This is a genomic window from uncultured Georgenia sp. (genome assembly GCF_937958535.1).
In the GTDB taxonomy this organism is placed as follows: domain Bacteria; phylum Actinomycetota; class Actinomycetes; order Actinomycetales; family Actinomycetaceae; genus Oceanitalea.
This window is the reverse complement of the sequence record NZ_CALGNQ010000153.1, coordinates 1-7994: the sequence shown is the minus strand read 5'-3', so window position 1 is coordinate 7994 and position 7994 is coordinate 1. Positions and strand designations below refer to the sequence as shown.

General features: G+C 71.7%; 6 protein-coding genes. 1 reads left to right on the top strand and 5 read right to left on the bottom strand.

Annotation, left to right across the window (positions count from 1 at the left end):
- From Q0195_RS08400 to Q0195_RS08380, 5 genes are all read right to left on the bottom strand, one after another.
- The coding region (locus Q0195_RS08400; protein ID WP_299277037.1) for a dihydroxy-acid dehydratase at positions 1–1369 on the bottom strand (1369 nt) is incomplete at its 3' end.
- A gap of 58 nt (positions 1370–1427) precedes the next feature.
- Positions 1428–4148, bottom strand: coding sequence for a M14 family zinc carboxypeptidase (locus Q0195_RS08395; RefSeq protein WP_299277034.1), 2721 nt, complete (start codon positions 4146–4148; stop codon positions 1428–1430).
- Between the two features lie 101 nt (positions 4149–4249).
- Positions 4250–4996, bottom strand: a complete 747-nt coding sequence (locus tag Q0195_RS08390; protein WP_299277031.1) for an amino acid ABC transporter ATP-binding protein — start codon at positions 4994–4996, stop codon at positions 4250–4252.
- Entirely contained in the window at positions 4993–5778 is a 786-nt protein-coding gene (locus Q0195_RS08385; RefSeq protein ID WP_299277029.1) for an amino acid ABC transporter permease, read from the bottom strand. Before Q0195_RS08385 ends, Q0195_RS08390 begins: the two co-directional genes overlap by 4 nt.
- 11 nt (positions 5779–5789) lie before the next feature.
- A complete protein-coding gene (locus Q0195_RS08380; protein ID WP_299277027.1) occupies positions 5790–6605 on the bottom strand; it encodes an ABC transporter substrate-binding protein in 816 nt (271 codons plus the stop codon).
- A gap of 123 nt (positions 6606–6728) precedes the next feature.
- Here Q0195_RS08380 and rocD point away from each other — a divergent pair, with 123 nt between their 5' ends.
- The gene (rocD, locus tag Q0195_RS08375) at positions 6729–7940 is read left to right on the top strand and encodes an ornithine--oxo-acid transaminase (protein WP_299277025.1); all 1212 of its coding nucleotides are present in this window, start codon (positions 6729–6731) and stop codon (positions 7938–7940) included.
- Positions 7941–7994: the final 54 nt, after the last annotated feature.

Below are 7994 nucleotides of genomic sequence, written 5' to 3'. Positions count from 1 at the left end.
TCTCGCGCATGCCCGGGCCGCCCTTGGGGCCCTCGTAGCGGATGACGACGACGTCGCCGGCCTGGATGGTGCCGTCCTCCAGCGCGTCCATCGCGGCCCGCTCGCGCTCGAAGACACGTGCGGTGCCCTCGAAGACCTCCTCGTCGAACCCGGCCGACTTGACGACGGCACCCTCGGGGGCGAGCGAGCCGCCGAGGATGGTGATGCCGCCGGTCCGGTGGATCGGGTTGTCCAGGGCGCGCAGGATCTTGCCGTCCGGGTCGGGCGGGTTGATCCCGGCGAGGTTCTCGGCGACGGTCTTGCCGGTGACGGTGAGGCAGTCGCCGTGGATGAGGCCGGCGTCGAGCAGCGCCTTCATCACCACCGGGACACCGCCGATGCGGTCGACGTCGTTCATGACGTACCGGCCGAAGGGCTTGAGGTCGCCCAGGTGCGGGACGCGGTCGGCGATGCGGCTGAAGTCGTCCAGGGTGAGCTCGACCTCGGCCTCGTTGGCGATGGCGAGCAGGTGGAGGACCGCGTTGGTCGAGCCACCGAACGCCATGACCACGGCGATGGCGTTCTCCAGGGACTTCTTCGTGATGATGTCGCGGGCGGTGATGCCCTGCCGCAGCATCTCCACGACCGCCTCGCCGCTGCGGCGGGCGAAGGCGTCGCGGCGCCGGTCGGCCGACGGTGGGGCCGCCGAGCCGGGCAGCGACATCCCCATCGCCTCGGCGACCGAGGCCATGGTGTTGGCGGTGTACATCCCGCCGCAGGCGCCCTCGCCCGGGCAGATCGCCCGCTCGATACGGTCGAGGTCGGCCTCGCTCATCAGCCCGCGGGCGCAGGCGCCGACCGCCTCGAAGGCGTCGATGAGGGTGACCTCCTTCTCGGTGCCGTCCTCGAGCTTGACCCAGCCGGGCATGATCGAGCCGGCGTAGAGGAAGACGGCCGCCAGGTCGAGCCGTGCCGCGGCCATGAGCATGCCGGGCAGCGACTTGTCGCAGCCGGCGAGGAGCACCGCGCCGTCGAGCCGCTCGGCCTGCATCACCGTCTCGACCGAGTCGGCGATGATGTCGCGCGACACGAGGGAGTAGTGCATCCCCTCGTGTCCCATCGAGATGCCGTCGGAGACGGAGATCGTCCCGAACTCCAGCGGGTAGCCGCCGCCGGCGTGGACGCCTTCCTTGGCGCCCTGGGCGAGCCGGTCGAGGGAGAGGTTGCACGGCGTGATCTCGTTCCACGAGCTCGCGATACCGATCTGCGGCTTGGCGAAGTCCTCGTCCCCCATGCCGACGGCGCGCAGCATGCCTCGCGCGGCCGTCGCCTCCAGGCCGTCGGTGACCTTGCGGCTGCGCGGCTTGATGTCAGTGGCGTCGGTGGTCATGGGCCGAGTGTAGATCCCTCCCACCCCGGGTGAGGAGGCGGTTCGCGGCGCAAGACGCTCACCCGGCGAGGCGGCGCCGGGCCACGAGCACGCCTCCGCCCGCGGCGAGCAGGACCGTGAGCGCGGCGAGGGGCCGGACGGCCGCGCCGGTGCTCGGCAGCCGGCCCCCTCCCCGTCCCTCGCTCGGTGCCTGCGACGGTCCCGCGCCGCCGGTGGTGGGCTCCGCAGTTCTCGGGGGCTCGGAGGGTGCGTGTGTCTCCGTCGGCGACTCGGTCTGGCTCGGTTCCTCGGTCGGCTCCTCCCTGGGCTCCTCGGGCGGCGGCACCAGTGCCCCCTCCGGGCCCGCCCAGAAGAGCGCCGCGGCGACGTCGTCGAACATGCCGCGCGGGTGGGTACGGAAGAACGGGTCGGTACCGAAGACGAGCATGCGGGCGCCGCTGTCGGACACGGCGGAGACGACCGACGCCTGGCCCGCGGCCTGCTCCGGGCCGCCGGTGCCCTCCTCGGTGGGCAGCCAGTGGCCGCTGAGGAGCGGCTGGTCGGCGGCGAAGGTCTGCTCGACCGTGACGTTCTCCCCGAGGTCGGTGAAGAAGGCCGGGCCGTAGGTGAAGGCGGCAGGCTCGGCCTGGCCGGCGAGCACGCCGTGGGGGGCCGTCTCGACGAGGACGACGCCGTTGGCCCGGTTCGGCCCGCTGACGACCGCGGCGTCGAAGAGCCCGAACGTCGTGGCCGCCCACGCCCCGGCCTCGGCGGCCGCGACGACGCCCTTACCGGCGGCGAAGTAGTCCGCCAGCGCCTGGACCGCGGTCTCGTCCTCCCCGAGCGGTGCGCCGAGCCACAGGACGTCGATGTCGGCGAGGTCGACCTCCCCGGCGGCCAGGCCCTGTGCCGTCACCCGTACCGGGTCGGCGAAGCCGAGCGCCCGCAGCGCGAGCTCGTCCTCCCCCGCGTACCCCGCGGTGGAGGTGAAGCCCACGCGCAGCGGTGCCAGGCCGCGGACGTCGTCGCCGGTGAGTGCGGTCCCGTCGTCCGCGGTGAAGGCCACGCCGTAGGTCTCGCTCGCGGTCTCGGCTGCCGCGAGGCCGTCGGCTCCCACGAGGACGGTGCCGTCGCCGAGGTCGGCCACTGCGGCGCCGCCGGCCAGCACCGCGTTGACCGCCTGCACGGCGGCGACGCCGGCGAGCTCGAGGCGGACGTAGTCGGCGTCCTGCGGGAAGCTGCCCGTGGGTGGGGCGACGGTGAGGGGCGTCGTGGCGACGTCGAGCGGTGGGTCGGTCGTCTCCCCCACCCGGTCGACCTGCGCACCCCACAGCCGCCCCAGGCTCCACGCGGAGATGTCGTACATCGTCGGGACACGGTCGGAGATGTCGGAGCCGTCGGAGAGCAGGACGTTGGCGAGCCCGCGCAGCGGCTGGTGCAGGTCGACGACGAAGGTGCCCGCCGGGTAGTCCCGACCGCCGGCGCTGAACGCGGCGTCCGCCGTCCCCACCTCGACGCCGTGGGCGAGCAGGTGGTCGACGAGGGTCGCGGCGTCGGTGGAGCCCGCGGGGATGAGGTAGGCACGTGGGAGGTCGGTGCCGGTGACGTCGGCCGCGTCCCACTCCGCGGCCCACTCGTCCGGGCCGGGGTAGTCGTCGGGGTCGGGGTTCGCGGGGATCTCCACGAGCGGCTCACCGGCGGCGCCGCGGCGGAAGATCTCCATCTGGTTGCCGAGGAGGGTGTCGCGGTTCTCGTCGACGTAGGCGATGGTCGAGGCGATGACCTGGTGGCCGACCTGCCGGTTGACCTCGAGCCGGCGGGCGTTCTCCTCCGGGTCGTCCGTCCGGCCCGGCCCGAGCTCGACGGTGTAGGCGATGGAGCCCTGGAACTGCACGTACTGCGGGGTGAAGATCGGTGGCCAGCCGTCCCAGCCGTCCGGGATGTCGCGGTACGGGATGCGGATGCCGCCCTCGGGGGTGAGCGGGTTGCCCTCGACGCCGGCGGCGACGACGTCCTCCTCGATGCGCAGCGCGGCCGCGTAGGCGTGCGGGATGAGCAGGTCGTGCTCGTAGTTCTCACCCTGCGGCGGCCCGGTCGGCTCCACCTGGAGCACGCCGGTGTACCCGTGCAGGTCGATGAAGAACACCGGCTGCAGGTCGCCCGCGAGGTCGCGGGTGACCCGGGTCTCCGGCGTCGTGTTGGTGATGTGGTCGCGGTTGGCGTCGAGGTTGAGTGCCGTGTGCCGGGTGCCCGCCACCCGCCCGTCGGGGTTGTTGCTCAGCGTGAAGTAGAGCCGGTACCGCTCTGCCAGGTCCACGGCCCCGGGGTCACCGGCCTCGAGCGCGGCGACGAGCTCGGTGAGGTACGACAGGGAGGCGTCGGTGCCGTCCCACTCGTTGCCGTGGATGTTGTTGTTGAACCAGACCGGCACCTTGTAGCCGGCCCGGAGCTCCTCGTCCTGCAGCGCTGCCTCGGCATCGTGCTTGATGAGGTCCCGCCACCGGTCCTGCTGGGCGCTCTCCGCGGGGCTCTCCGGCGCGGTGACGGTGAGGAGGTAGAGCTCGCGGCCCTGCGTGGAACGGCCCACGACCTCGGCGGAGACGTACGGGCTGCCCGCCATGAGCGCGTTGACCTGCGGGGCGATGTCGTGGAACGGGACGGCACCGCGGCCCAGGGAGCGGTCCCCCTCGTCCACCGGGGGCTCGGTCAGCGGCTGCTGCCGGGGGTAGGGGACGCCGTCGTCCTCGGGCGGTGCGCCGAGCGCCGGGACGACCGTGGCCGCCACGATCGTGAGAGCCACGGCGGTTGCGGCTCGGACTCGTCGTCGGACCTCCATGGTGTTCCTTTCACCGGGTACGTCGGTACGGGAAGGAGCGCCGGCACCATGTGGAGGTCGTTGGGCTAGAGCACCTTGGACAGGAAGGCCTGGGTACGGGCGTGCTGCGGGGAGGAGAGCACCTCGACGGGCACCCCCTCCTCCACGATGACTCCCCCGTCCATGAACACGAGTCGGTCGCCCATCTCTCGCGCGAACCCCATCTCGTGAGTGACGACCATCATGGTCATGCCCTCGGCAGCGAGCAACTTCATGACGTCGAGGACCTCCCCGACGAGCTCGGGGTCAAGAGCGGAGGTGGGCTCGTCGAAGAGCATCATGTCCGGGTTCATCGACAGGGCGCGGGCGATGGCCACCCGCTGCTGCTGTCCGCCGGACAACTGGGAGGGGTAGGCGGTGGCCTTGTCGGACAGGCCGACCCGCTCGAGCATCGCCCGGGCGGTCTGGACTGCCTCACCCTTGCTCCGGCGCAGTACGCGGCGCTGCGCGATCGTCAGGTTGCCCATGACGTCGAGGTGCGGGAAGAGGTTGAACTGCTGGAACACCATGCCGATCTTGGTGCGCACGGCATCGATGTCGCAGTCGGGGTCGAGGATGTCCACGCCGTCGACGCGGAGCGAACCGCCGGTGGGCTCCTCCAGCCGGTTGACCGACCGCAGCAACGTCGACTTCCCGGATCCGGAGGGGCCGATGATGCACAGGACCTCCCCGGTGTGCACGGTCAGGTCGATGCCCTTGAGCACCTCGTTGTCCCCGAAGCTCTTGCGCAGTCCGACGATCTCGATCGCCGGCTCGGGAGCAGTTGCGTTCATCGTCCCCTCCCCAGGCGCCGTTCGAGGACGGCGACGAGCCGAGTCAGCGGGATCGTGACGAGCAGGTAGAGCATGGCCGCCATGACCAGCGGCGTTCCGTTGCTCGTCATCGAGGAGGCGTCGCGGGCGAATGTCGTCAGCTCCTTGGTCAGTACGGTGGACCCGGCGATGAACAGCAGTGAGGTGTCCTTCAGGAGGAGGACGAACTCGTTGGTGAGCGGCGGGATGATGATCCGGAAGCCTTGGGGCAGGATGATCCACCCCATGGTCTTGGCCGGGGACATCCCCAGCGAGCGCGACGCCTCCGACTGCCCCTTGGGCACCGCCTGGATGCCCGCGCGGATGACCTCGGCCATGTAGGCCCCGGCCACCAGCACGAGGCCGACGAGGCCGGCCCCCACGGACCCGCCCGGGAGCCGGACACCGAGCGCGATCGGCACCATGAACGCCATCGCGAAGATGGTCAGCAGCGCGGGCAGGCCCCGGAAGAGCTCGACGTAGGCGGTCGCGAACCACCGGTACGGCGGCACGGAGGACAGCTTCATCAGCGCGAGGACGATCCCCAGCACCAGTCCTCCGACGAAGGAGATCACCGTGAACAGCAGGGTGTTCTTCAGCGCGACGGTGATGATCTCGGGGAGCAGGTCGCGGGCGATGTCGACCTGGAAGAACGCCGCGGCGAGGCGGCCCCAGTCGGTGGCGAGGGCGACCGCCACCACCACGGCGACGAACAGGAGGTACAGCGTGCCGCGGGAGAGGCGCCGTCGGGTCGTGAGCCGCATGGCGGGCCGCCTCAGCTGCCGTCGACGGCGAAGTAGGAGTCGTAGATCTCCTGGTACCTGCCGCTGTCGCGCAGCTCTTGGAGCGAGGTGTTGATGGCGTCGACGAGCTCGGCGGGGGCGTCCTTGGCCATCGCGTAGCCGTACTGCTCGTCGGTGGTGTACTCCTCGACGATCTCGTACCCGCCGTCGTCGACGTGGGTGATGTTCACCGGCAGGTCCTGCAGGATCGCGTCGATCTGCCCCGCCTGGAGCGCGGACCACAGCTCGGGGTCGCCGGGGTACTCCACGAGGTTGGTGCCCTCGGGTGCGTTCTCCTGGGCGAAGGCCAGCCCGGTGGTGGCGGCCTGGACCCCGACGTTCTTGCCGGCCAGGTCGTCGATCGAGTCGATGCCGGAGTCCACGGGCACGAGCAGGGACTGGAGCGAGTCGTAGTAGGGGTCGGAGAAGGTGATGTTCTCCTTGCGTGCGTCGGTGATGGTGATCGCGGAGGCGCCGATGTCGCACTGCCCGGCCGCGAAGACGGTGCCGGACTGCAGGGCGTCGAAGCCCACGTTCTCCACCCGGAGCTCGAGGTCGAGCTCGTCCGCGATCGCCTGGAGGAGGTCGATGTCGAAGCCGCTGTACCCGCTCGGGGCCTGCGCGTCCTCCACCTCGAAGGGCGGGTAGGGGACGTTGGAGCAGGCGGTGAGCGTGCCGCTGTCGACCAGCCCGAGCCCGTCCTCGGTCTCGGACCCCTCACCACCGTCGCTGCCGCACGCGGTGAGCAGGAGCAGCGCCGCGGCGCCGGCTGCGAGGAGAGCGTGGCGGGGGCGGGAGGAAGCGTTCATCGTGTCCTTGTCCTTCTGCTCTGGAGGTGGTCCGCCGTCCTACGCTGGGGCGGAGGCTGGCGGCAATGCTACGCGTAGTCGCTGACCCGTACCTGCGATCGCATCGCGGCGAGGGAGGACGACGTGGACACGAGCAGGACGATCGCCGGCGACGACGCGGTGCTCGCCCGCACCTACGACCCGCTGCCGGTGGTCCTCACCGAGGGCAACGGTGTGTGGGTGCGGGACGTCGCCGGCCGGGAGTACCTCGACGCGCTGGCGTGCTACTCGGCGCTGAACTTCGGGCACCGCCACCCGCGGCTGGTCGCGGCGGCCGAGGCGCAGCTGCACCGGCTCACCCTGACCAGCCGGGCCTTCCACAACGACCGGCTGGGGGAGTTCGCCCACCGGCTGGCCCGGCTGTGCGGCAAGTCGCGGGTGCTCCCGATGAACTCGGGCGCGGAGGCGGTGGAGACGGCCATCAAGGTGGCGCGGAAGTGGGGCTACACCCGCCGCGGCATCCCCGACGGGCAGGCCCGGGTCATCGTCATGGAGGGGAACTTCCACGGCCGGACGACGACGATCGTCGGCTTCTCCACCGACCCCGCGACCCGGCAGGGTTTCGGCCCGTACGACGGCGGGTTCGACGTCGTCCCGTACGGTGACGTGTCCGCTGTCGAGCGGGCCGTGACGAGCACGACGGTCGCGGTGCTCGTCGAGCCCGTCCAGGGCGAGGCCGGGGTGGTGGTGCCGCCGCGGGGCTACCTCAGCGCGCTGCGGGAGCTGTGCGACCGTCACGGCCTCCTGCTCCTCGCGGACGAGGTGCAGAGCGGGCTGGGCCGGACCGGGCACACCTTCGCCTGCGACGACGAGGGCGTGGTGCCGGACCTCTACGTCCTGGGCAAGGCGCTCGGGGGCGGGATCCTCCCCGTCTCGGCCGTCGTGGCCGACGACGACGTGCTCGGGGTGCTCGGGGTCGGGGAGCACGGGTCGACCTTCGGGGGCAACCCGCTGGCAGCCGCCGTCGGGACAGCCGTGGTCGACCTCCTCGAGACCGGCGAGCTCCAGGCCCACGTGCGCGACCTCGCGCCGCGGTTCGCCGCCGGCCTCGGGCGGCTCCAGCCGCTGGGGCTGCGCGAGGTGCGCACCCGGGGGCTGTGGGCCGGGATCGACCTCGACCCGCAGATGGGCGGCGCCCGGAGACTGTGCGAGTCGCTGCTGGCGCACGGCGTCCTCGCCAAGGACACGCACGGCTCGACCGTGCGGCTCTCCCCGCCGCTCGTCATCACGGCAGATGAGCTGGAGATCCTGCTCCGACGGCTGGAGGCGGCGCTGACCTCACTCGGCCGAGGGTAGAAACGCGTGTGGGCCGCAACAGTGGTTGCGGCCCACACGGTAATGGGTGTTCGG